The 21,862-nt window shown below is 70.2% G+C and carries 20 protein-coding genes; 7 read left to right on the top strand and 13 right to left on the bottom strand.

Annotation, left to right across the window (positions count from 1 at the left end; translation table 11 throughout):
- Window positions 1–22 precede the first annotated feature (22 nt).
- Window positions 23–1,216 carry a CapA family protein gene (locus IE290_RS04050; protein ID WP_191243120.1) on the bottom strand — a complete coding sequence of 398 codons (1,194 nt, stop codon included), beginning with the start codon at window positions 1,214–1,216 and terminating at the stop codon, window positions 23–25.
- A gap of 212 nt (window positions 1,217–1,428) precedes the next feature.
- Between IE290_RS04050 and IE290_RS04045 the strand changes: the two genes are divergently transcribed.
- The 4 genes from IE290_RS04045 to IE290_RS04030 all read left to right on the top strand — a co-directional run bounded on the left by IE290_RS04045 (window position 1,429) and on the right by IE290_RS04030 (window position 4,802).
- Window positions 1,429–2,208, top strand: a complete 780-nt coding sequence (locus tag IE290_RS04045) for an SDR family NAD(P)-dependent oxidoreductase (RefSeq protein ID WP_191243119.1) — start codon at window positions 1,429–1,431, stop codon at window positions 2,206–2,208.
- A gap of 90 nt (window positions 2,209–2,298) precedes the next feature.
- Window positions 2,299–2,766 carry a VOC family protein gene (locus IE290_RS04040; RefSeq protein ID WP_191243118.1) on the top strand — a complete coding sequence of 156 codons (468 nt, stop codon included), beginning with the start codon at window positions 2,299–2,301 and terminating at the stop codon, window positions 2,764–2,766.
- Window positions 2,753–4,096 (top strand): MFS transporter, encoded by a 1,344-nt coding sequence (locus tag IE290_RS04035; RefSeq protein ID WP_191243117.1) that lies wholly within the window; start codon window positions 2,753–2,755, stop codon window positions 4,094–4,096. The genes IE290_RS04040 and IE290_RS04035 overlap by 14 nt, the downstream gene beginning before the upstream one ends.
- 31 nt (window positions 4,097–4,127) lie before the next feature.
- Window positions 4,128–4,802, top strand: a complete 675-nt coding sequence (locus IE290_RS04030) for a Crp/Fnr family transcriptional regulator (RefSeq protein ID WP_191243116.1) — start codon at window positions 4,128–4,130, stop codon at window positions 4,800–4,802.
- A 67-nt stretch (window positions 4,803–4,869) separates the two neighbouring features.
- Here IE290_RS04030 and IE290_RS04025 read toward each other — a convergent pair whose 3' ends face one another.
- The 5 genes from IE290_RS04025 to IE290_RS04005 all read right to left on the bottom strand — a co-directional run bounded on the left by IE290_RS04025 (window position 4,870) and on the right by IE290_RS04005 (window position 12,133).
- Window positions 4,870–6,342, bottom strand: coding sequence for an FAD-dependent oxidoreductase (locus tag IE290_RS04025; RefSeq protein WP_191243115.1), 1,473 nt, complete (start codon window positions 6,340–6,342; stop codon window positions 4,870–4,872).
- A 131-nt stretch (window positions 6,343–6,473) separates the two neighbouring features.
- The gene (gene folP / locus IE290_RS04020; RefSeq protein WP_229874137.1) at window positions 6,474–7,322 is read right to left on the bottom strand and encodes a dihydropteroate synthase; all 849 of its coding nucleotides are present in this window, start codon (window positions 7,320–7,322) and stop codon (window positions 6,474–6,476) included.
- Entirely contained in the window at window positions 7,319–9,616 is a 2,298-nt protein-coding gene (locus tag IE290_RS04015) for an FdhF/YdeP family oxidoreductase (protein WP_191243114.1), read from the bottom strand. The genes folP and IE290_RS04015 overlap by 4 nt, the downstream gene beginning before the upstream one ends.
- The gene (locus IE290_RS04010) at window positions 9,613–11,247 is read right to left on the bottom strand and encodes an AMP-binding protein (protein ID WP_191243113.1); all 1,635 of its coding nucleotides are present in this window, start codon (window positions 11,245–11,247) and stop codon (window positions 9,613–9,615) included. Before IE290_RS04010 ends, IE290_RS04015 begins: the two co-directional genes overlap by 4 nt.
- Window positions 11,248–11,251: 4 nt before the next feature.
- Window positions 11,252–12,133: an amidohydrolase family protein gene (locus IE290_RS04005; RefSeq protein WP_191243112.1), complete on the bottom strand. Its 882-nt coding sequence runs from the start codon at window positions 12,131–12,133 to the stop codon at window positions 11,252–11,254.
- Between the two features lie 237 nt (window positions 12,134–12,370).
- Between IE290_RS04005 and IE290_RS04000 the strand changes: the two genes are divergently transcribed.
- From IE290_RS04000 to IE290_RS03990, 3 genes are all read left to right on the top strand, one after another.
- Window positions 12,371–12,787, top strand: coding sequence for a response regulator (locus IE290_RS04000; protein WP_191243111.1), 417 nt, complete (start codon window positions 12,371–12,373; stop codon window positions 12,785–12,787).
- Window positions 12,788–12,958: 171 nt separating this feature from the next.
- Window positions 12,959–13,861: an SDR family NAD(P)-dependent oxidoreductase gene (locus IE290_RS03995; RefSeq protein ID WP_191243110.1), complete on the top strand. Its 903-nt coding sequence runs from the start codon at window positions 12,959–12,961 to the stop codon at window positions 13,859–13,861.
- Window position 13,862: 1 nt separating this feature from the next.
- Complete coding sequence (locus IE290_RS03990) at window positions 13,863–14,324, top strand: MaoC family dehydratase (protein ID WP_191243109.1); 462 nt, start codon at window positions 13,863–13,865, stop codon at window positions 14,322–14,324.
- A gap of 120 nt (window positions 14,325–14,444) precedes the next feature.
- On the opposite strand, the gene IE290_RS03985 is transcribed toward IE290_RS03990, so the two are convergent.
- The 7 genes from IE290_RS03985 to IE290_RS03955 all read right to left on the bottom strand — a co-directional run bounded on the left by IE290_RS03985 (window position 14,445) and on the right by IE290_RS03955 (window position 21,700).
- Window positions 14,445–15,266, bottom strand: a complete 822-nt coding sequence (locus IE290_RS03985) for a cytochrome c oxidase assembly protein (RefSeq protein ID WP_191243108.1) — start codon at window positions 15,264–15,266, stop codon at window positions 14,445–14,447.
- On the bottom strand, window positions 15,266–15,451 hold the full coding sequence (locus IE290_RS03980; RefSeq protein WP_191243107.1) for a hypothetical protein: 186 nt from the start codon (window positions 15,449–15,451) through the stop codon (window positions 15,266–15,268). The genes IE290_RS03985 and IE290_RS03980 overlap by 1 nt, the downstream gene beginning before the upstream one ends.
- The gene (locus IE290_RS03975) at window positions 15,444–17,618 is read right to left on the bottom strand and encodes a linalool dehydratase/isomerase domain-containing protein (protein ID WP_191243106.1); all 2,175 of its coding nucleotides are present in this window, start codon (window positions 17,616–17,618) and stop codon (window positions 15,444–15,446) included. Before IE290_RS03975 ends, IE290_RS03980 begins: the two co-directional genes overlap by 8 nt.
- Window positions 17,619–17,629: 11 nt before the next feature.
- The gene (locus IE290_RS03970) at window positions 17,630–18,748 is read right to left on the bottom strand and encodes an NAD(P)-dependent alcohol dehydrogenase (RefSeq protein WP_191243105.1); all 1,119 of its coding nucleotides are present in this window, start codon (window positions 18,746–18,748) and stop codon (window positions 17,630–17,632) included.
- Between the two features lie 91 nt (window positions 18,749–18,839).
- Window positions 18,840–20,027 carry a cytochrome P450 gene (locus IE290_RS03965; protein ID WP_229874135.1) on the bottom strand — a complete coding sequence of 396 codons (1,188 nt, stop codon included), beginning with the start codon at window positions 20,025–20,027 and terminating at the stop codon, window positions 18,840–18,842.
- Window positions 20,028–20,060: 33 nt separating this feature from the next.
- A complete protein-coding gene (locus IE290_RS03960; protein ID WP_191243103.1) occupies window positions 20,061–20,249 on the bottom strand; it encodes a ferredoxin in 189 nt (62 codons plus the stop codon).
- Window positions 20,250–20,260: 11 nt separating this feature from the next.
- Window positions 20,261–21,700 carry an aldehyde dehydrogenase family protein gene (locus IE290_RS03955; RefSeq protein WP_229874134.1) on the bottom strand — a complete coding sequence of 480 codons (1,440 nt, stop codon included), beginning with the start codon at window positions 21,698–21,700 and terminating at the stop codon, window positions 20,261–20,263.
- Window positions 21,701–21,862: the final 162 nt, after the last annotated feature.

Genomic DNA, 21,862 nt, shown 5'->3' with positions numbered 1-21,862 from the left:
GATGATGCCGACCGTCGCGGTGTCAGGCGCCCGGGCCGGCGGCGGACGTCTTGACCGTCAGCAGGCGCCAGTCGCGCCACCGGTCCCGCGACAACACGGTGTCGAAGCCTTCGAACTCGTTCAGCCGATCGAGGTGGCGGGCGACGTCTTCGGCGCGGGGATCGTCGGCGGCCAGTGGCGTTGTGCTGCCATCCGGTCTGATCAGCGCGGGAACGAAGCCTGTGGTGACTCCGTCGGCGGAGAAACGCAGGACGGCGACCCCGGACAGCAGCGCCTCCGGCTTGCGGAACGGCCAGTAGGGGTAGGTCTCCTCGTCCCAGGAAGTGATGATCTTGTGGTCGCTGCGGGTCTGCCCGCCGGTGCGGTGGAAGTGGTGCATGAGCACACCGAGCCCGTAGAAGATCGGCTTGCCCCGGTGCACCTCCATGCCCCGCAGGCTGGCCTGGTGGTGGCAGACCACGGCGTCGGCGCCGCGGTCGACGGTCGCCCGGGCGATGTCCAGCTCGTAGGACTGGACGGCGTCGCGGTAGACCTTGGTGTGCGTCCTGGACTCCGGGACGAACACCTCGCGGGCCTCGGTGTTCGAGCCCCAGTGAAACGCGACGACCACGTGGTCGGCCTGCTCGCGCGCCCGGTCGACGGCGGCGTGGATCCGCTCGACGTCCGACTCCAGCGGGATCGTCAGCACCTCTGGATCCAGTCCCGGCTGCCAGAATCCCGGCAGCGGATTGCGGTAGACCGTCTCGATGCGCAGTGGAGCGATCCCGGGACGGGCCTCGCGGGCCTCGTATCCCATCGGGAACTCCGCGCAGAAGCCCAGGAACGCGACCTTCCGGCCGTCGCGCTCCACGATCGCCGCGGTCGTCGCCTCGGCCAGATCGCGGCCGGCGCCGGTGGTGAGCACGCCCTGACCGTGCAGGAGCTCCATGGTGTCGGTCAGGCCGGTGTAGCCGCCGTCGATCATGTGGTTGTTGGCCAGCGTCATCACGTCGAAGCCGACCCGGCCGAACATCTCGCCACGTGCGCGGGCCGTGCCGCCGTACGCCACGCGCGACGGCGCCAGCTCAGGCCGATCGGTGTAGACCCCCTCGCAGTTGCCGAAGACGATGCCCTCCTCGAAGAGCGGTACCAGGGGCTGGAACGCCGCCTCATTGTCCTCCAGATCGGGAAAGACATCCCCGGTGGCGAGAACGACGGCGGGGCCGGGCTGGCTCACGGATCACCTCTTGCGTCGACGGACAACGCCGGTTACCCGAGGAGTTCCGGGGCGGCGGATGGGGACATCGTCCGAGGAAGCGGGCCGTGCGAACAAGGAACAAATGTCCGTCCACTCAGGTGCCGCGGCCCGCATAGGGTGCGCGCCCGGGGCCACCGCGGGCAGATCGGCTGCTCCGTCCGGCACCCCATGTGATGACGAAGGACTGGAACATGACGTCGACACAGAACCAGGGCAGGCTGGCCGGGCGGGTAGCGCTGATCACCGGCGTCGGCGGCGGGCAGGGGCGGGTGGCGGCACGGCGGTTCGCCGAGGAGGGCGCGGTCGTAGTCGGCGCGGACATCAAGACCGAGGGCTTCGCGGCGACGCAGCGGCAGGTCGAGGTCGCCGGCGGGACCATGACCGGCAACGGTTCGCTCGACCTGACCGACGATGCCGCCGTCCGGACCTGGGTGGACGATGCCGCCGACCGGCACGGCGGCATCGACATCGTCTACAACAACGCGGGCGCCTTCGCGCTGGGCGGCATCGCCACCCTGACCCCCGGGCAGTGGCGCTGGAGCATCGACCGTGAACTCAACCAGGTCTTCACGGTGACCCATGCGGCATGGCCACACCTCGTCGCCCGCGGCGGCGGAGTCGTGCTCAACGTCGGCTCGACGGCCGGCCTGATCAGTCTGAACGGTGGCAGCGGGATCGCGCACAGCGCCGCCAAGGCCGCCGTCATCGGGATGACGCGGGACCTGGCCGACGAAGGCGGACCGCACGGCATCCGGGCGGTCTGCATCAGTCCGGGATCCGTCGAGTCGGAGTCGACGGCCGCCTTCTTCGCCGACCCGGCGATCCGCAGGCAGCTGCTCGAGCCGCAGATCGTCAAGCGCCTCGGCCGCCCCGAGGACATCGTCGAGGCCGCCCTCTACCTCGTCTCCGATGCCGCCTCGTTCATCACCGGTACGAACATCGTCATCGACGGCGGCTACACCGCGCGTTAGGCCGGGCCGGAACGAAAGTCTCTGTCCGCGGTCCCGCCGCGTGCCGATCATCGCTCCGTCAGGCACGACGCACGAATGGAGTCGAAATCCATGAGTACCCCCGCAGACACCACGGCGGACCGCGGTGGTGATCTCCGCGTTCACCACGTCGGGATCGTGGTGGACGACATCGACGAGGCCGCTCGGTTCATGCGCGACGTTCTGGACCTGCGGGTCCGCGAAATCGTGGACCTCGGTCCGGGGGCCGGGAGGGTCGCGATGGTCGACTGCGGCCCGGTCCATCTCGAACTCATCGACTACTCCGACCCGGTGCGACGGGAATCCCGGCTCGGATCCGATGCCGCACGCATCGAGCACATCGCCTTCGACGTCGACGACGCCGAGCGGACCAGGGGGAAGCTCGAGGCCCACGGTGTCCGGCTGGACGGGCCGGTCAAGGTCCGCCCGGACTGCACGACCTTCTTCACGACGCCCGAGAGCTGTGACGGCGTCAGGTACCAGTTCCGGCAGCCGGCCCCCAGCGCGCCGCGGAAGGAGATCAACGATGCCCGGGCATGACGAACCGGTCGCCCCGCCCAGTGCGGGTCGAATCGCCCTCGCCAGCTACATCGGCACCACCATCGAGTACTACGACTTCTTCATCTACGGCCTCGCCGCGACCCTCGTCTTCCGGACCGAATTCTTCCCGCAGTTCTCGGAGGCCAGCGGAACGCTCGCCGCGCTGGGCACGTTCGCCGTCGGTTTCATCGCACGCCCCGTGGGCGGAATCGTCATGGGGCACTTCGGCGACCGGGTGGGCCGCAAGTCCATGCTCGTGTTCGCGCTTCTCACCATGGGCATCGCGACGACCCTGATCGGCGTGCTGCCCACCTACTCGCAGATCGGGATCTGGGCGCCGATCCTGCTGGTCGTTCTCCGGCTCGTGCAGGGGGTCGGCGTCGGGGGCGAGTGGTCCGGTGCGGTCCTGATGGCCCTGGAGAACGCCCCGCCACGCCGCCGCGCGCTGTACGCCTCGTTCCCCCAGATCGGCCTCCCCACCGGGATCCTGCTCTCGCAACTGGTGTTCCTGGTCCTCAGTTCGTCGATGTCCCGGCAGGCGTTCGTGTCCTGGGGCTGGCGCATCGCGTTCCTCACGAGCGCGGTCCTCATCGTGGTGGGGCTGGTCATCCGGCTGCGGTTCGCGGAGAGCCCGCAGTTCGCGCGGGTCAAGGCAGCGGACGAGGTGAAGAAGCTGCCGGTCCTCGAGGTGTTCCGCACCTCGTGGCGGCAGGTGCTCGTCGGCGGTTTCGGGTCGATCGCGGTAGGCGCCCTGGGCTACCTCGTCTCCCTGTTCCTGGTGCAGTACGGGGTCACCACCCTGGGGTTGAGCACCACCACGATGCTGTGGTGCCTGTCCGGTGTGAGCGTCCTCTGGATCGGCACGACCCTGCTGGGCGGGCTGGGCGGAGACGTCGTCGGCAGGCGCAGGACGTTCGCCGCGGGCGCGGTCCTGGCGATCGCCTGGGCCTTCCCGATGTTCCTGCTGATGGACTCGCGCGCGATCCCCTTGATCCTGCTCGCGCTGGCCGTGCCGGTGCTGGCGAATTCGCTGATGGGCGGGACCCTGCCGTCCCTGTTGACGGAGATGTTCCCGACGAGCGTCCGTTACAGCGGCTCGTCGTTGTGCTACACCCTGGGCTCGATCCTGGGCGGAGGCCTGACGCCCCTGCTGTCGACCGCGTTGCTCACCGGGACCGGCACGACGGTGTCGGTCTCGCTGCTGTTCGTCGCCGTGCCGCTGATCAGCCTGCTCGCCTTCCTCCTGGCCGGCAGGCTGGTGCGCCGGGTGGACGATCCCGTGGTGGCCGAGCCCGCGAGCCAGGCCACCCCAACCGGGACTTCCCGCTGATGGCGCCGGCACCGCGGGAGGAGGACCGGGCGTGATCGAACAGGTGTGGACAGGCAGCGACTTCGCCTGCCTGTCCACCGACGGGCGCGCTCGGTTGCTCCGCACCGCGGAGGAGGTGACTCTCCTCGCCGGGCGCCCTCTGCCGGCCTCGCCGGGCGAGAGCCAGGCCGGACTGGTGATCGACGGCATGCTGCGGGTCTACGTGACCTCCGGGCACCGGCAGGTGACCGTGCGGTACGCGGAATCCGGCGCGGCGTTCGGTGTTCCGCACCTGGGGCCGCAGGACGGCGCGACGAGCGTCGCGGCCGGAGCGCAGGCCGTCCTCGACTCCCGCGTCCTGGTCTTTCGCCGGGACGAGGTCGGCGCGCTGCTGGAGACGGACCCCACGATGTCCCGGGCCGTCATCAACGGGCTTCGCGAGGCGCACTACGCGAGCGTGTCGTTGCTGGCGGAGAACGTCCTGGCGCCGCTGCGGCAACGGCTCGCGCACCACCTGCTCGATCTCGCCGTCCGCCAGGGCGACGCCATCGTGGTGCGGTCGTCGGTACAGGATCTCGCCCACGCCATCGGCACCGTCCGCGAGGTGGTCACCCGGCTGCTCAAGGACCTGCGGGCAGAGGGACTCATCGGCCGGTCCGGCGGGATGCTGGTGCTCCACGACCTCGCGCGCCTCCACCGCGTCGCGCGAGGTGCCGGCACCAGCTGACCCCAATCCGGCTCCCCGGGCGCCGGGTCGGCCGCCCTCCTCCGGACGGCCGACCCGGGCGGGCACCTCAGCCCGCGTTCGCCGCCTCCGCCGGCCGGCCGGCGGAGGCGCCCGTGGACGCAGCCGCGTCCCGGCCCGCGATCAGCCCGCTGGCGAAGGCCCAGCCCAGGCCGTAACCATGGCCCCCGGTGATGAACCCGGCCCCTGCGGAGTCGGCGCAGTCCCCCGCGACGTAAAGGCCGTCGATCGGCTCTCCGGAGCTGTCGAGCGCACGCATCCGCTCGTCGCACCGGATCCCGCCGGCCCCCAGGGCGACGGCGCCGCGCATCGGCCCCACGGCGAGGAACGGGCCGTTCGCGAACGGGTCCGTGCTCCAGGACCTGCCCAGCCGGTCTTCGGCGCCCACGGCCTTCGCGATCTCGGCGGCCTCACGGCGAAGGGTGGCCGCGTCCATGCCGAGCGTCGCCGCGAGGTGGTCGAGCGATTCCCCGCGGACCGCGTGACCCGCATCGAGGAGATCGTCGACGTAGGCGTACCCCACGCCGCCGAAGTTGCCGAGATGGCTCTTGCCCGTGCGCAGCCACCCGTCGCGCCCGACCGGCCCGTCGTCGGCGGACGTGGCGACGCCCGCGAGCTGGTCCCCGCCGACGACCAGGTACAGATCGTGCGGAGTCCGCTCGGCGTAGCCGTGCCCGAAGGTCACCGTTTCGTTGGCGATCCGCCTCCCGGTGCCGTCGACCACGATGGCACCGGCCGCCAGGACGTGCGGGTGGGCGAAGAAGAGCGGCTCGTCGACCGTGATCAGCGCGGCGAACACCATCGAGTCCACACCGACGAGGTCACCCCCGGCTTCCGCCGCCAGGTGCTGGCCGTCGCCCGTCGCCCAGGACTTGTAGGCGTGTTCGGCGAATTGGGGCGCCGGACGCCCAGGACCTGCCGCGGAGAAGTCGCCCGCGCTCAGGATGACCGCGTTCGCGCGGATCTCGCGCCCGCCCGCCCGCACTCCGAGGATCGATCCGGTGGGACCGGTGATCAGTTCGTCGACCGGGGTGTCCCGGCGGATGCGCACTCCGGCTTCCGCGGTTTTCTGGGCGAGCGCGGCGATCGCGGCCCGGGCTCCCGGAACGAACTGGTGACCGCGCGCGACGCTGTGCATTTCCTCCGGGTGAGGGCCGCCGAACCGGACGCCGCACGCCGCCAGCCGGTCGACCGCGTCGGCGACGTTGTCGATCAGCAGACCGAGCTTTTCGGACACGCCGGGAATGCCCAGGACCCCGGTCCGTTCGGCGTGGGCGAGGATCTCCCGGCGGTGCGCGTCGACGGAGTCCTCGACACGGCGCTCGGCCTGGACCACCGTCCCGCCCGCGGTCACCAGCCCTGCCGACCACACGGTCTTCCCACCGACCTCGGAGTTCTTCTCCAGCAGCACAACCGTCGCACCACTGTCGGCTACCGCCAGGGCCGCGAGCAGACCCGCGGCGCCACCTCCCACGACGACGACGTCGAACCGGTCCTGCGGGCAGTTCCCGTTTTGATACATCGTTGTATCCCTTTGTCTTGTGTGTCAGCGATCCGGATGGCGGCCCCGTCGGGTGGCCCGGTCGAAAATGGTCCTCCCGGATCCGCTCCGGCGGGAGGAACTTTCGTCCCAGGCCCGGACGACCGGCGGATTCAGGTCCGCGGGCGCCCCCAGACGGCGTCCAGCATCGCGATCGTGTCCAGCGTCGCCTCGACGTCGTGGACGCGGATGACGTCGACGCCGGCCGTCCAGGCCGGCGCGATCAGGGCGAGTGAACCCGCGAGGCGGTCGCCGACGTCGCGGCCGGTGATCCTGCCGATGAAGGACTTCCGGCTGACACCGACCAGCACCGGGACACCGAGGGACGACAATTCGCGAAGCCGGCGCAGTAGTTCCAGGTTGTCCTCGACGGACTTGCCGAACCCGATGCCGGGATCGATCCACAAGTCCCCGACGCCCTCCTGCCGTGCCTCGGCGGCGATCGCCGAGAGGTGGGCGGCGACCTCCGCGTGGACGTCGTCGTAGACCGGGTTCCCGTCGACTGACACCGGAACGGTGTGGGAGTGCATGCCAACGTATCCGGCGCCCGTCCGCGCCGCCACCGGGCACAGGGAGCCCGACACGTCGTTGATGATCGAGGCGCCCAGCCGGACGGCCTCCTCGGCGACCTCGGCGTGCCGCGTGTCCACGGAGACCCGGCCACGGCCGGCCAGCGCCGCCACGATCGGCGCGATCCGCTCCAGCTCCTCGGCCGGGGACACCGGCGCCGCACCGGGGCGGGTCGACTCGCCGCCGATGTCGACCGCCCAGGCACCGAGAGCGAACATCTCCTCCCCCGCCTCGATCGCCCGTCCGACCGCCGGGTAACGACTGCCCTGCCAGAAGGAGTCGGGCGTGGCGTTGAGGATGCCCATGACCTTCAGCGGGCGGGGATCGGACCGCACCGGAGTCGGCCGGCTGCCGTCGGTCAGCAGCCGCGGCAGCGACGAGTGGAGGGTCATGGGTTCTCCCGGAACGGTCCGGCCGCTGGTTCCAGACGCACGACCACCGACTTGGAGGCCGGGGTGTTGGAGGTGTCGGCGACGGAGTCCAGTGGGACGAGGGGGTTGGTTTCGGGGTAGTAGGCGGCCGCGCAGCCTCGTGCCGTGGGATAGGCGACCACACGGAAGGCCGTGACCCGGCGTTCGGTGCCGTCTGTCCATTCGCTGACGAGGTCCACCGTCTGCCCGTCGCGCAGGCCGAGCTGTCCGAGGTCGCCGGGGTGGACCATGACCACGCGCCGGGCGTTCTCGATGCCCCGGTAGCGGTCGGACAACCCGTAGATGGTGGTGTTGTACTGGTCGTGGCTGCGCAGGGTCTGCAGGAGCAGCCGCCCTTCGGGTACCCGGGGGTAGGTCAGCTCGTTGACCGTCAGGTGCGCCTTGCCGGTGGTGGTGGGGAATTCCCGGGAGTCCCGGGGCGGGTGTGGCAGCACGAAGCCGTTTCGTCCACGGACACGGGTGTTGTAGTCCTCGCACCCGGGCACGACGCGCGCGATCGCTTCGCGAACGCGGTCGTAGCCGGTTTCGAACTCCTCCCAGGGCCCCGGATGACCGGCGCCGAGAGTGGCGCGGGCCAGCCGGCACACGATGACGGGCTCGGACAGCAGGTGCCCGCTCGCCGGGCGCAGGCGGCCACGGGAGCGGTGCACCACCGACATCGAGTCCTCGACGGTGACGAACCCGGACGGGTCCCGTTCGGTGCGGCCGAGGGTGGGCAGGATCAGCGCGGTGTCCCCGGTGGCGAGGTGCGAGCGGTTCAGCTTGGTGGACACCTGGACGGTGAGCAGGCACCGGCGCAGCGCGGCCTCGGTGACCTGGGTGTCGGGCGTCGCGCGGGCGAAGTTGCCGCCCATGCCCATGAAGACCCGGATCTCGCCTCGCGCCATGGCGCGGATGCCGTCGACGGTGTCGTAGCCGTGTTTGCGCGGCGAGGTGATGCCGAACTCGGCGTCCAGCGCGGCGAGGAAGGACTCCGGCATCTTCTCGCAGATGCCCATGGTGCGGTCGCCCTGGACGTTGGAGTGGCCGCGCACCGGGCACACCCCGGCGCCGGGTTTGCCGATCATGCCGCGCAGCAACAGCAGGTTCACGGCCTTGCGGATCGTGGGCACCGAGTGCTTGTGCTGCGTCAGGCCCATCGCCCAGCACAACACGATCCGCTCGGCCCGCGCGAATCGCACGGCGACCTCGTCCAGCAACTCCGAAGTCAGCCCGGTGGCCGCCAGCAACTCCTTCTCGTCGACGTCGCGAGCCTGGACGCGATAAGGGTCGAACCCGTGCGTGTGCCGGTCCAGGAACTCCCGGTCCAGCACCGTGCCCGGTGCCTGCTCCTCCAGCGCGAACAACCGGGCCGCGATCGCCTTGAAGAACGCGAGGTCGCCGCCCAGGCGGATCTGGCAGAACACGTCCGTCAGCGCCGTCCCCCCGCCGAGCACACCGCGGACGCCCTGCGGGTCCTTGAACCGCATCAGGCCGGCCTCGGGCAGCGGGTTCACCGAGATGATCGACGCACCACCCCGTTTGGCCTCTTCCAGTGCCGACAGCATCCGCGGGTGGTTCGTGCCCGGGTTCTGGCCCACGACCAGGATCAGGTCCGCCCCGTGCAGGTCGGCCAGGCTCACCGAGCCCTTGCCGATACCGATGGTCTCGGTGAGCGCGGCCCCGGAGGACTCGTGGCACATGTTCGAGCAGTCCGGCAGGTTGTTCGTGCCCAGGCTGCGCCCGAACAACTGATACAGGAACGCGGCCTCGTTGCTCGTGCGGCCCGAGGTGTAGAACAGGGCTTCGTCCGGCGATGTCATCGCGTTGAGCTCACCGGCCATCAGCGCGAAGGCCGCTTCCCACGAGATCGGCTCGTAGTGCGTGCCACCCGGCCGGAGGACCATCGGCTCGGTCAGCCGCCCCTGCTGCCCCAGCCAGTAGTCCGTCTTCGTCGCCAGCTCCGCGATCGGGTGCGCGGCGAAGAACTCCCGCGTCACCCGGCGGGTGGTGGCCTCCTCCGCCACGGCTTTGGCGCCGTTCTCGCAGAACTCCGCCGGCTTACGCCGTCCCTGCGACTCCGGCCACGCGCACCCCGGGCAGTCGAACCCGTGCCGCTGGTTCAGCAACGGCAACGTCATCACGGTCCGGGCCACGCCCATCTGCTCGTAAGCGCGCTTGAGCGACACCCCGACCGCGGTCATTCCCGCCGCGTGGTCGTGAACTTCACCGACCCGGAGTTCGGCCTCGTCGATTTCCCCGTCGGGCCCCCTCATCGCGCGTCCGATCCCGCCGCGTTCTGGATGGTGTCCTTGGCCCACGGCACCTCCAGCTTCCCGGTCGGCGTGCGGGGCAGCTTCGGCAGCAGAACCACGCTCCGGGGCACCTTGTAGCCGGCGAGCGTCCGGCGAACCCACGCCTGAAGATCCTGTTCAGTGAGCGTCTCGTTCGAGGTGGCCACCACGGCGGCCACCCGCTCGCCCCAGGTGTCGTCAGGAACTCCAACGACCACGCTGTCGGTGACGTCGGGGTGGGACAGCAGAGCGTCCTCGACCTCCTGCGGGTGCACCTTCTCGCCGCCGGTGTTGATGACCCCCGAGCCCCGGCCGAGGAAGCGGATGGCGCCGTCGGCTTCCAGTTCGGCCAGGTCGCCGGGGATCGCGTAGCGGACCCCGTCGATCGTCCGGAACGTCGTGGACGTCTTGGCGCTGTCCTTGTAGTAGCCCAGCGGCATCGGTCCGCTGTAGGCGAGCACACCGGTCTCGCCGCTGCCCGGCACGACCTCCCGGTCCTCCTTGCCGATGACCTTCGTCGCGGGGACCGGGAAGAACCGCGCAGGCAGGTCGTCGACGGACGAGGTGATCGCGAAGGCGAACGGGCCGCCCTCGCTGGAGGCGATGGCGTCGGTGATCGTCACGTCTGCTCGTTCGTGCAGGGCGCGCTTGAGGCGGTCACTCAGTTTGGTGCCCGAGCTGAGCACAGACCTCAGCGAGCTCAGGTCGTACGGCGTACCCGCCTGCTCCGCCGCCACCAGTTCGTCGACCAGCGGCTGGCAGACGGCGTTGCCCGCGACGATGACGGTTCCCACGCGCTGAGCGGCGACCGTCTCCCACACGTGCCGGGGATCCAGCCCTCCTCGACGGGCGGTGATGACCCGTCCGCCGACGAGGAGCGCGCCCATCGAGTTGAACAGCCCGGTAGCGTGCATGAGGGGGACGACGGGCATCGTCGCCGGAGCGCGGCCCTCGGCGTGCGCCTCGATCGCGATGTCGACCGCTTCGGACAAGGTCGCCGGCAGGGTCGAGACGCCCAGCGGGCGGAAGACCGGGATGGCGAGCGAATGCAGCAGGTCGGACTGCCGCCAGATCACGCCCTTCGGTTTGCCCGTGGTACCACCGGTGTACATGAAGATCTGGTCCGACCCGAACCGGTGCTCGGCAGGCCGGGGCTCGCTCGCCGCAAGCAGCTCCTCGAGTTCGGCCACGTCCGGCCCCGGCCGGTCCTCGGGTGCGGGCCCGACCCGCACCAGCAGACGCAGGGTCGCCACGTTGCGCGACGCATGCGTGACGTTGCCCGCCAGCTCACCGCTGAAGACGATCGCGGCGGCGTCGGCGTCGGTGAGCAGCGAGGACAGTTCGCCCTCGGTGTACCGGTAGTTCGCGTTGATGGGCACGGCGCCGATCTTGAGCGCCGCGAAGACGGTCTCGAGGTAGGCAGCGCCGTTGTACAGGTAGCAAGCCACTTTGTCGTCCGCGCCCACTCCGGCGGCCTCCAGCGCGGCGGCCAGTCGCGCGGACCGGTCGTCGAACTCGGCGTAGGTGTAATCGCGACCCGGTTCGGAAATGGCGACGGCCTCAGGCAGGCCGCGGGCCACGGCCTCCCAGATCGTGCCGAAGGAGACGTCCATCGGATCAGCTCTCCTCGGTCTTCGGCTCAACCAGACCGAACAGCCGGAGGGCGTTCTCCTTGAGGATCAACGGGCGGACCTCGTCCTTGAGGTCCAGCTTCGCGAAGTCGGAGAGCCACCTGTCGGGCGTGAGCGCCGGGAAGTCGGATCCGAACAGGACCTTGGTCTTCAGCAGCGAGTTCGCCTGAGCAACCAGCTGCGGCGGGAAGTACTTCGGGGACCACCCGGACAGGTCGATGTAGACCTGCGGCTTGTGTCCCGCCACCGCCAGCGCCTCGTCCTGCCACGGAACGGACGGGTGCGCGATGATGATCGGCATGTCCGGGAAGTCGACCGCGACGTCGTCGAGGTGCATCGGGTTCGAGTACTTCAACCGGATGCCACCACCGCCACGCTGACCCGCGCCGACACCGGTCTGTCCGCTGTGGAACAGCGCGGGCAGCCCGGCTTCCGCGATGACCTCGTAGAGCGGGTACGCCGCCGGGTCGTTCGGGAAGAAACCCTGATCGCTGGGATGAAACTTGAATCCCCGCACCCCGTGGTCCTCGATCAGGCGCCGGGCGATCCGGACGGCGGCCGCGCCACGTCCCGGATCGACGCTGGCGAAGGGGATCAGGGTGTCCGGGTACTCGGCCGACTGCTCCGCGATCTCCTCATTAGACACCCGGGACTCGTTGCCGGTCCGCGTGATCGAGTCGACGGTGAACACCACGGCCGCCATGTTCCGTTCCCGGTAGTACTCCGCCAGTTCCGGGACGGTCAGCTCGGGAATCGATCCGAACACCTTGGCCAGCGAGTCGGACGCCGTTCCGGTGCGCTCCTTTTCCGTGACCGAGGCGAGGACGTGAGTGTGCACGTCGATCGCGGTCAACCGGCTGGTATCCATTTCGGCGCTCCTCGTCGAGTCGTTCTGAATCCGTGTTCGATCGTAGGGAGGCACGGTGGCCCGGAGACACTGTTCATTGACCGAGCCGACCCGGCTGTGAACCCCAGCGCTACCGTGACAAATGACGTAGATTCGGCCCGGCGGGCCCGAACTGCGTGGTTTCCTGGTGACGCCGGGTCGGTGGTTGTGCATGCTGGTGGAGGCACGCAGCTCGCGCCACCCACCGGAGGTTCGACCATGACCCGTGACGCAAGGCCGGCATCGCTTCGCGTTCTCGTCGTCGACGACCACGCGGGAGTCCGGCGTGCCATCAGGGCCTACCTCGAAGTCCTGGGCATCACGGTCGCGGGCGAGGCCGCCGACGGCAGGCAGGCCCTGAACCAGTTGGACCTCATGGCCGCACGGAATGACCTGCCCGATGTCGTTTTGCTCGACCTGGTCATGCCCAACATGGACGGCGTGACCGCGACGGGCCGAATCCGGCGCCGGTACCCGGACGTCCGGGTGTTCATCCTCACCAGTTTCGGCAGCCAGGAACGGATCGACGCCGCGCTGTCCCGCGGTGCCGCGGGTTTCCTGCACAAGGACGTCGAACCGGCCGAACTCGTCGCGGCTCTGCACCGGACGCAGCAAACCGTCCACAACCGACCATGACGGCCTCTTCGGAGTCGCGGTCCCTACGACATGCGACGTAGACGCGGCAGGACAGAAGCTGGCGTGGAAGCAGTCATCGGCGGCATCCGCCGGGCGCGCCCAGCTCCTACCGTCAAGACTGATCGCACAGAACGCGAACCGGCGCACACCGCGTCGTCTCAAGGAGGACACATGCTCGACGGCAGGGTTGCCGTGGTCACCGGATCGGCCCGCGGCCTGGGCCGGTCCTACGCCCGTGCACTCGCCGCGGCCGGCGCCGCGGTCGTGGTCAACGACCTGGACGCCGACGTCGCCGAGGACACGGTCAAGACGATCACTGGCTCCGGCGGCCGCGCGGTCGCCGAAGTGGGCGCCGTCGGCGGCAGCGAGATGGCCGATCGCCTCGTTCGGCGCGCGGTCGAGGAGTTCGGCCGCCTCGACGTGATGGTGACCAACGCCGGCGCGTTGCGCGACAAGACTCTCCGCAACACCACCGACGAGGACTTCGACCTGGTGGTCAACAGCCACCTGCGCGGAACCTTCACCTGCGGTCGCGCCGCAGTCAGGCAGTTCCGGGAGCAGGGTGAAGGCGGCCGCCTGATCCTGGTCGGGTCCCCCGCCGGACAGCGGGCGAGCTTCGGTCAGACCGCCTACTCGGCGTCGAAGGGCGCGATCGTCGCGATGATGCGCACCTGGGCCGTCGAGCACGCGAAGATGGGCGTGACGGTCAACGCGATCGTGCCCACCGCGCTCACTCGGATGGTCGCGACCATCCCCGGTCTTGGCGAGCTGGTCGCCAAGGCGGAAGCGGGCGAGCCGATTCCCGAGGCCGCGCGCCGCAAGGGCCTGGGCAGCCCGGACGACGTGGCGCCGGTGATCGTCTACCTCGCGTCGAAGGAGTCCGACGGCGTCACCGGGCAGGCGATCGCGGCCGGCGGGGATCGGATCGCGTTGTGGACACATCCGGATGAGGTGGCCGAGAAGTTCCACGCCGACGGTTGGACCGCCAAGGGCGTCGCCGACCTGTTCGCCGGCGACTACGCCGGTCAACTGCAGGACTTCAAGCCCGCTCCGCTCGTCATCGAGGAGGCCTGACATGCCCGCCAGGATCGTGAACGGCATCGAGGGGGTCCGCGCGCTGCCGGTCGGCGAGCCGCTCGGACAGAGCGAGCTGTTCGAAGTCACCCAGGAAGCCGTCAACCAGTTCGCCGAGGCGACCGGGGACCACCAGTGGATCCACGTCGACGTCGAACGCGCCAAGAACGGCCCCTTCGGCGGCCCGATTGCGCACGGGTACCTCACGCTGTCGCTCGTGCCGCGGCTGCTGCCGGAGATCATCGAGTTCACTGGTTTCGGCCTCACGGTCAACTACGGGTGTGAAAAGGTTCGCTTCCCGTCTCCGGTTCCGGTCGGGAGCAAGTTGCGCGCCACCGCCACGCTGGACGAGGTGACCGACGTCAAGGGCGGCGTCCAGCTCGCCATCACGATGACCATCGCCGTGGAGGACGCGCCCAAGCCGGCTTGCGTCGCCACGATCCTGGTCCGCCAGCTCGTTTGAGCGGGCACCAGACCGACGGCGCCGGTACCTCGACCTGAGCCAGGTACCGGCGCCGTTTCCCATTTCACTTCTTCGTCCGCCGGGCCAGCTTGCGGCGCAACGACGCGATCGCCATGGCGATCAGGACACAACAGGCCATCGTTCCTCCCGGTGAACAGGCTTGCGGCGGCCGCGGAACGGCCGCCTGGCGACGACGAGCACACCGGCCAGGCTCAGCAGTCCGCCGACGATGCCGGTCACCCAGGCCGCGGTGCCGACCTCTGCGGCGCCGTGGCCACCCAGGTCCGGCATCCGCCAGGAAAGGCTCCACCCGAGCAGTGCGTTGAACGGCACTCCGACCGCGGCCATCACGAGCTTCGCGCGCCGCGACGGCTGCCAGCCCGCCGGGTCCCGGCCGAGCAGCGCCGACCAGAACAACCACCCGCACAGCAGGAAGTAGATGTTGCTGACCACGTGGATCCACATGTGCTCCGACGACCAGCGCAGCAGCGGGGTGTGCAGGTAGACCGCCATCGAGCCGTAGTAGTCGGCCGCCAGCAGGACACCGGTCCAGCGCCCGGCGGTCAACGCACGCACCACCGGATCGCACATCACCTCCACCAGCGCCAGATGGCGTTCACGCTGCAATGCTCCCAACAGCAGCCGCAACGGCTCACCGGCCACGAGCAACGGCGCCACCGCCATCATCAGCACCATGTGCCGTCCAATGTGGACGGATAGTTCGTCATCGTTGTCCCCGGCACTGGTGAAGAGGGCCAGCACCAGCAATGCGACCCCGCCCAGGTAGGCGGCGGTGCGCCCTCCGGGCCGCCGGCGCCCGTTCGACGACGGGCGGCCGACGGCCCACAGGTAGAGCACACCCGCGATCACGGCGAGTGCGACGCCCGCAGTCGGGAGCAGCCCGACCGCGTCGTGCCCGCTGCCGAGCGAGTGCTCGGCCATCAGCGTTCCCGTGGCGGCGCCGGTTCGGTGAGGTCACGGCGAAGCAACCGGTAGGCGACCCGGAACCACCGTGACCAGGCGGGGATGCTCATCCACTCCCCCGGCTGGGCGGCGACCCGCGCGGCCACCGCGTCCCGCCGGGCGGCCAGGAAGCTCCGGACGTGGGCGACGGCGTTGTCAGGCATGGGGAATCACCCGTACCTCCTGTCGGCCGTGGACGTCGACGGTCACTCGCGCGCGTCCTTCGTCGTCGGCGACCACCGTCTTATCGGTCGCTCCCTCCACTGCGTACTTCCGCCGCGGCCGCAGACGCGCGAGTCCGATCTCGAACCGGCCGCCGCCGTTGGTGGCCCGCAGTACGGCGTCAAGGCCGTCGCCGTCGCTGACCGCACGAGCGACCAGCACATCGGGGTAGGGCACCTCGTCGACCACCGGCCCGTTGAGCCAGTGTTCCGGCATGCCCCGCTCCACCAGGTCGAGCCAGCCACCGGTGCGGCCGAACAGGGCCCGGCCGAGCAGGGTGTAGGCCAATGTCGACGCACCATCGACGGTCAACCAACCCCGCTCGTCGATCCTGGGTGCCACACGGTCCCTCAGCTCGGCGTACGCCCCGCGGTAGAGGTCCATGTCGCCCGCCTCGCGCCCTTCCTCCATGACCGCGGCGTACGCGGTCAGCGGGTGGAACGAGTAGTTCCCGGGGTCGAGCAGCTTGTCGTCCCCGAGGAACGGGGTTCGCACGGCACCGTCCGGCTGCTTGCACGCCGCCTGCAGCAGCGTGTACCCGCGGTCAGCGACGTGGGGCAGCAGCGGCCGCAGATCGGTGGCCGAAACCACCCCGAGCTGCCCGATGCCGGCGCGGCTGGAGCGGTAGGCGTTGACCATGCCGTCGGGACGCACGATCTCCTGCTCGAACCCCCGGACGTAGCCGTCCTTGACCTGCTCCCAGAAGTTCGTGCCGTGGAGCCGATCGTGCACCCGCAGCGCCGTGCCACCCCGGAGGTTGCACAGGGAGAAGATCCAGTTCGGCTCACACACCACGAGCCCCCACGGCGAGCGGACGTAGTCCGCGGTGAGGGCGGAGCACAACTCGCCCAGGCTGTAGCGGAACTTGCGACGGCGGTTCCACGCGAACGTGATCGCGCCCGGCTCGCTGTGGGAGAAATCGCCGCTGACCGTCTGGTAGAGGCCGATCGACAGGGCGAAGTACCCCGTCATCATGATGTTCTGCTTCTTACCCGGATCGGGATCCCATTCGAGGTTGCCCCATAGGTTCTCCAGCGCCCAGTATCCCCACACCTTCTTCTGCTGATAGCGCTCGATGAGCCGGCGCTGCGCCTCGTCCAGGTAGGTGGTGGCCGCCGGGTTGCGGGCGTATCGCTGCAGGGCGAGCGCGTTGATCATCGCGTCAACCTGGTACCGCAGCGCGGCCGGCTGGAACTGGTCGATGACCGTCCAGTTCGACCAGTCGGCGGGATCCTGCAGCGCCATGTCGACGAACCGCCGGGTCAGCGCCAGCTCCTCGTCGCCCAGCTCGTCACCGGCGTGGACCGCCGGCCGGGCGTCGCCCCGCAGGGGCGGGCTCGCCTGGGCGAGCAGCCGGTTGGCGGCGGTGGCCTGCTCGAGCTGCGCGGCGAAGGTCTTGCGCCGCAGGCGGTACTGTTCGGCGGCGGTGACGGCGAGCGCCGCGGCGATCGCGAACCCGGCGCCGCGCCAGGTCCGGCCCCCGCGCCCGGCTCGCCTTGCCGCGAGGGCCGCGGCAGCCGCCCACACCAGTGGCGGGGCGATCATGCTTCCCGCGCCGAACCACAACAGCAGGCTGAACGCGAACGCCACCATGGACGCGGCGAAACGAGCCGGGTCACGGGTATAGAGGAAGCCGCCGCCCGGGGCCATCATGCCTGCGGCGAGCGCCTGCTTCGCGGCCGGTGCCTTGCTGAGAGCGGTCGCCAGACCCACGACCTGGGTACTTCCCAGCACGGCCAGCAGGCGGCGCTGCCTGGCCCGGGTCATGGGTCCCGTCGGGTGCGACGCGATCGGCACCTCGAGCGACCGGTCCAGCATGCCGGTGGCCCATCCGCGTTTGTCCACTTCCGGGTGCTTGACGCTGGTCGCCAGCGCGGTGAGCAGCGGCACCACGATCGGTGTGCACGCGCTCTGGGTGAGCCGGGTGACCACCGCGTAGACCCCGCGCAGTTCGGCCGGGGGACGGGCCGCGGGGGTCTTCAGCTCGGCGGACACGGCACGGGTGATGGTGTCCCAGCCGTGCTCACGGACGGCGTCGGCCGCGGCGTGGGCGAGGTCGACGAGGGGGTCACCGCGACGACGGCGGCGGGTGGTCGCTGGTTTCGTCATGTTCGTCGTCCTTACGCCGCGTCGAACAGCAGGACGGGCTTGATGGTGGAGCCGTCCCGTGCGTCGGCCGCGGCCTGGTTGATCTCGGCGAACGGGTAGGTCTTCACGATCTTGTCCAGCGGCAGGCGGCCCTGGCGGTGCAGGTCGGCGAGCACCGGAATGAACGTCTCCGGGTCGGAGTCGCCCTCGGTCACGCCGACGATCGACCTCCCCACGAGCAGGCCCGTGTAGTCGAGGGAAATCTCGGTGCCGATGGGGGCGGCGCCGATCGCGGCGGCCGAGCCGAAGGTGCCCAGCGCCTCGACCGCGGTCCGCAGCACGCCCATGTTGGCCGTGGTGTCGATGACATAGTCCAGGCCGGCACCGTTGGTGATGTCGCCGAGCACCTTCGCGACGTCCTCGGTCTCGGCGTTGACGCGGTGGGTCGCGCCCAGTTCCAGGGCGAGGTCGAGGCGGGCCTCGACCCGGTCGACGGCGACTACCGCGGCCAGCGGGTTCAGCGCGGCGGCGGCGATCGCCGCGAGCCCGACCGCGCCGGTGCCGAACACGGCCAGCGTGCTGCCCGCTCCCGGCCGGAGGATGTTGAGGACGGTGCCCGCCCCGGTCTGGATCCCGCAGCCCAGGGGCGCGACCAGTTCGAGGGGCAGGTCGGCGTCGACCTTCACCACGCTGCGCTCGTCGACCACGGCCTTGGCGCTGAAGGACGACTGCCCGAAGAACCGCCCGCCCAGGTTCTCCTCGCCACGCCGGATCGTGGCGCTGCCGTCGGCGCGGACGCCGCCGTTGAACATGTTCGCCGGAACCCAGGTGGCGCAGTAGGCGGGATGGCCGCTGCGGCAGTGCCGGCACTGCCCGCACGAGGTGAACGACAGGGCCACCGAATCGCCGGGGGCGACACGGGTGACCCCGCTGCCGACGGCCTCGACGACACCCGCGCCCTCGTGGCCGAGAACCCCGGGCAGGGCGAAGGGGATGTAGCCGGCGTGCACGCTGAGGTCGGTGTGGCACAGGCCGGCGGCGACCATCCGGACGAGCACCTCGTCCGGCCGGAGATCGTCCAGCTCGACCTGCTGGAGGGTGAAGGGCTCGCCGGGTGCGTCGACGACGGCGGCGGTGGTCGTGATGGGCATCGTTGTCCTTGTCACGTGGGGGTGGTGGGGATCGGAGTGGCTCTGCCGGGCCCCGTCTGCCCGGCAGAGCCACTCCTTTCGGGGGCTCGCGTCAGGAGACGCGGATGGGCAGGGTGTCCAGCCCGCGGGTGATGCTGTTGGGGGTGCGCGTCGGCTCGCCGGTCAGCTCGATCTTCGAGACGCGCTTGGCCAGAGCGGTGAACAGCGCGTGCCCTTCCATCGAGGCCAGGGTCCGGCCCGGGCAGGTGTGGATGCCCGAGTCGAAGGCCAGGATGTCGACCGGGTTGCGGCGCGCGTCGAAGGTGTCCGGGTTCGGGTAGTGGCGCTCGTCGCGGTTGGCCGAGGCGTAGGAGTGCAGCACGCGCGAGCCGCGCGGGATGGTCACGCCGTCCACATCGGCGTCTTCGGTGGTGACCCGTGAGAAGAACTGCGCCGGGGACTCCAGCCGGATCCCCTCCAGGAAAGCGCTCGGCACCAGCTTCGGATCCTGGCGGATCGCGTCCCACTGGTCCGGTTTACGGGCCAGCAGCCACAGCGTGCTGCCCACCGCATTGATGGTGGTGTCCAGCCCCGCGTTCGCGTAGCCGAGCATCATCGTGACGGCTTCCTCGTGCGTGATCTCACCGCGGTCGGCCGCGGCGTAAACGACCTTGCCGAAGCTGTCCGGAAGCAGGTTCTCCGGCTTGGCGTTGTTGATCAGGTACTCCAGCTGCGCCTGGGCCAGCGGCAGCGAGGCCGTCTGGCGTTCCCCGGGCGGGCCGGCGAAGTTGAAACTGTTGACGGCCCAGCCCAGGATCTTGTCCCGGCCCTCGTCGCGGGGGAAGCCCACGAGGTCCATCACGATGCTCACCGGCAGCTTGTGTGCGAAGTCGGTGACGCCGTCGAACTCGCCGCGCTGCACCAGTTCGTCCACCAGCGTCTCGGCCTGCTGCTCGATGTCACCCGCGACCTTGCGGATGAACTTCGGCCGCAGCGCGTCGTCGAAGACCTTGCGGATCTTGCGGTGCTCCGGCGGGTCCATGCACAGGATCGAGTTCTTCCAGGCCTCGTTCGCGATGGGGTTCAGCGCGACCCCCTGCGCCGAGCTGAAGACCTCCCAGTTGTTGAGCGCGTTGCGCACCTGGTCGTAGCGGAACAGCCCGTACAGGTCGTACTTCTTCAGGTAGACGACCGGGCCCATGTCCCGGAGCTCCCGGTAGTGCTCGAACGGCTCGAGAAGGACCTCGTCGGAGAACAGGTCGAGATCGGTCTCGTACGCGGTCGATTCCGTGGTGGTCACCATTGATCCTTTCAACGGAGGTGGGTCGGGTGCTCAGCTGAGCCGGACTGCTTGCATGGGGCAGGACTTCTCGGCCAGGACGACGCCCTGTTCGAGATCGCCGTCCACTTCGGGCCTCAGGACGACGGAGTCGCCCTCGTCGTCGAGCGCGAAGACCTCGGGCGCGGACTGCACGCACACGCCGTAGCCCTCGCACAGTTCGCGGTCGATGTCGATGTGCATGGCGGAGTTCCTCACAGGCTGATCAGGACGGACTTGGTCTGCAGGTACTCGTCGAGTCCCTCGGGCCCGCATTCCCGGCCGTAGCCGGAGGCCTTGTAGCCACCGATGGGCATCGCCACGTCCAGGACGCCCCAGCCGTTGACCCACACCAAGCCGGCCTGCAGTGCCGCGGCGACCCGGTGGGCCCGCGTGACGTCGCGGGTCTGCAGTCCCGCCGCGAGCCCGTAGGGGGTGTCGTTGGCGAGGCGGATGGCTTCGTCCTCGCTGTCGAACGGCTGCACAGTCAGCACCGGCCCGAAGATCTCCTCCTGGACGAACGGCGAGTCCTGCGCGACGTCAGCCAAAACAGTCGGACGGGTGAAGTACCCGCCGGCCGTGACGGCTTCCGGTTCGGCCGCGCCGGCGCCGAGCACCCGCGCCCCGCCTTCCTGCGCGCGCCGCAGGAACGAACGCACCTTCTCCAGGTGCCGGGGCCCGGTCATCGGGCCGATCACGGTGCCTTCGTCGAACGGGTCGCCGACGGGTACGTGCGCGGAGGCGGCGGCGATCGCTTCGACGACCTGGTCGTAGACGGGTCGTTCGACGAGCACCCGGCTGCCGGCCATGCAGAACTGGCCGGTGTTGTAGACGAACCCGTTGATCGCGGTGCCGACGGCCGCTTCGATGTCGGCGTCGGCGAAGATCAGGTTCGCGCTCTTGCCGCCGAGCTCAACCGTGGCGTGCTGCAGGTTCTCCCCGGCCGCCGCCGCGATCTTGCGTCCCACCGCGGTCGAGCCGGTGAAGGCGATCTTGTCGACCCGGCGGCCGGCGGCGAGCGCCTGACCGGCCTCGCTGCCGCCGGTCAGAACGCTGAAGATCCCGGCCGGGACACCGGCCTCGGCCAGCACGTCCGCCATCCGCAGCGCGGTCAGTGGAGTCTCCTCGGACGGCTTGTGCACCAGGGCGTTACCCGCGGCCAGCGCCGGGGCGATCTTGGACACCGAGAGCACGAGGGGGAAGTTGAACGGCGTGATCGCGGCGACGACGCCGAGCGGCTCGCGCCGCGTGTAGGCCATCATCGGTGCGCCGGTGGAGCGCACCGAGCCCTCGACCGAACCGGCGAGCGACCCGTAGTACTCGAGCATCTCGGCCGCGGTGCTGACGTCGATCACCCGGCTGAACACCAGCGGCTTCCCGGTGTCCAGGGATTCCAGCCGGGCGAACTCCTCGCTGCGCTCGCGCAGCAGGTTCGCCGCGCGGATGAGGACCCGGCCCCGCTCGCGGGCCGGCAGCCGGGACCAGACTCCGGAGTCGAACGCCCGCCGGGCGGCCGCGACGGCACGGTCCACGTCCTCGGCGCCGGCCTCGGCCACCGTAGTGACCTCCGCGCCGGTGGCCGGGTCGATCACGGGGCGGCGCCGGTCGCCGCCGTCGACCCACTCGCCGCCGAGGAACAACCGGCCGGGGGTCACGGTGACTCCGGACCGGCTCCCACCTGCCGGGCTGGTGATCGGGGGGTTGGCTGTTGAGGTCATCGTTGTCCCTCTTGGTCGTGGTACGCGTCACTGCGGACCCTCCCAGCGGGACACCCCCGGGTGTAGGGGTGAACTACCCGGGTGCACTACCCGGTTCAC

Origin of the sequence: Amycolatopsis deserti (assembly GCF_014653945.1) — a bacterium.
Taxonomy (GTDB): domain Bacteria; phylum Actinomycetota; class Actinomycetes; order Mycobacteriales; family Pseudonocardiaceae; genus Amycolatopsis_E; species Amycolatopsis_E deserti.
This window is presented reverse-complemented; position numbering and strand designations above follow the sequence as displayed.

What these genes read in the sequence shown, in the direction of transcription:
- IE290_RS04045 (WP_191243119.1), top strand. Translation starts at nt 1,429, where the DNA reads ATGACGTCGACACAGAACCAGGGCAGGCTGGCCGGGCGGGTAGCGCTG.
- IE290_RS04025 (WP_191243115.1), bottom strand. Translation starts at nt 6,342, where the DNA reads ATGTATCAAAACGGGAACTGCCCGCAGGACCGGTTCGACGTCGTCGTC.
- IE290_RS04015 (WP_191243114.1), bottom strand. Translation starts at nt 9,616, where the DNA reads ATGAGGGGGCCCGACGGGGAAATCGACGAGGCCGAACTCCGGGTCGGT.
- IE290_RS03990 (WP_191243109.1), top strand. Translation starts at nt 13,863, where the DNA reads ATGCCCGCCAGGATCGTGAACGGCATCGAGGGGGTCCGCGCGCTGCCG.
- IE290_RS03975 (WP_191243106.1), bottom strand. Translation starts at nt 17,618, where the DNA reads ATGACGAAACCAGCGACCACCCGCCGCCGTCGTCGCGGTGACCCCCTC.
- IE290_RS03970 (WP_191243105.1), bottom strand. Translation starts at nt 18,748, where the DNA reads ATGCCCATCACGACCACCGCCGCCGTCGTCGACGCACCCGGCGAGCCC.
- IE290_RS04035 (WP_191243117.1), top strand. Translation starts at nt 2,753, where the DNA reads ATGCCCGGGCATGACGAACCGGTCGCCCCGCCCAGTGCGGGTCGAATC.
- IE290_RS03960 (WP_191243103.1), bottom strand. Translation starts at nt 20,249, where the DNA reads ATGCACATCGACATCGACCGCGAACTGTGCGAGGGCTACGGCGTGTGC.
- IE290_RS04000 (WP_191243111.1), top strand. Translation starts at nt 12,371, where the DNA reads ATGACCCGTGACGCAAGGCCGGCATCGCTTCGCGTTCTCGTCGTCGAC.
- IE290_RS04010 (WP_191243113.1), bottom strand. Translation starts at nt 11,247, where the DNA reads ATGGACGTCTCCTTCGGCACGATCTGGGAGGCCGTGGCCCGCGGCCTG.
- IE290_RS03995 (WP_191243110.1), top strand. Translation starts at nt 12,959, where the DNA reads ATGCTCGACGGCAGGGTTGCCGTGGTCACCGGATCGGCCCGCGGCCTG.
- IE290_RS03980 (WP_191243107.1), bottom strand. Translation starts at nt 15,451, where the DNA reads ATGCCTGACAACGCCGTCGCCCACGTCCGGAGCTTCCTGGCCGCCCGG.
- IE290_RS03985 (WP_191243108.1), bottom strand. Translation starts at nt 15,266, where the DNA reads ATGGCCGAGCACTCGCTCGGCAGCGGGCACGACGCGGTCGGGCTGCTC.
- IE290_RS04040 (WP_191243118.1), top strand. Translation starts at nt 2,299, where the DNA reads ATGAGTACCCCCGCAGACACCACGGCGGACCGCGGTGGTGATCTCCGC.
- folP (WP_229874137.1), bottom strand. Translation starts at nt 7,322, where the DNA reads ATGACCCTCCACTCGTCGCTGCCGCGGCTGCTGACCGACGGCAGCCGG.
- IE290_RS04005 (WP_191243112.1), bottom strand. Translation starts at nt 12,133, where the DNA reads ATGGATACCAGCCGGTTGACCGCGATCGACGTGCACACTCACGTCCTC.